This window comes from Bradyrhizobium sp. WYCCWR15520 (assembly GCF_056174665.1).
In genome coordinates this window covers 1-722 of the sequence record NZ_JBWBWM010000166.1, presented here as the reverse complement: position 1 = coordinate 722, position 722 = coordinate 1, and the positions used below count along the sequence as shown (strand labels likewise).

The following is a 722-nucleotide window of genomic DNA, read 5'->3' as shown; positions in this document are numbered from 1 at the left end:
CAACGTCCCGGTGCTCGGCGGCATCGATGACGTCGAGGACGTGATCCGCGACTATGCCGGCCGCGGAAAGCCGATTGCGCGGCTCGTGATGACGCCGTCGGCGTTCGAACCCGAGGCGCATCCCGAATCGGTTCTGATGCGCGCCAAGCGGCTCGGCCTGTTCGTCAGCCGCCTGCCGTCGCTCGAAAGCGGCGACGTGCCGAGATTGACTAACGTCGCCGTCGAAGACCTCCTTCTGCGGCCGAGCGAGAAGATCGATTACGCGCGGCTTGAAACGCTGGTGAAGGGCAAGGCGGTGATCGTCACCGGTGGCGGTGGCTCGATCGGTTCGGAGATATGCGACCGTGTTGCGACCTTCGGCGCCGCGCGGCTGTTGGTGATCGAACATTCGGAACCGGCGCTCTACGCGGTGACGGAGGCGCTGCAGGCGCACGGAACCAATGCCGTGATTGAAGGCCGAATCGCCGATATCCGGGATCGCGACCGGATCATGAACCTGATGCGGGAATTCAGGCCCGATATCGTGTTCCATGCCGCCGCGCTGAAGCACGTGCCGATCCTCGAGCGCGACTGGAGCGAGGGCGTCAAGACCAACATTTTCGGATCGGTCAACGTCGCCGACGCGGCGATGGCGGCGGGCGCGACCGCGATGGTGATGATCTCGACCGACAAGGCGATCGAACCGGTCTCGATGCTCGGCCTGACCAAGCGCTTTGCCGAAA

The 722-nt window shown here is 64.5% G+C and carries 1 protein-coding gene; it reads left to right on the top strand.

The genetic code is table 11. From position 1 onward, the window contains the following. Positions 1-722: SDR family NAD(P)-dependent oxidoreductase (locus AC0QUY_RS42665; protein WP_475391739.1), on the top strand; the 722-nt coding region annotated here is incomplete at both ends.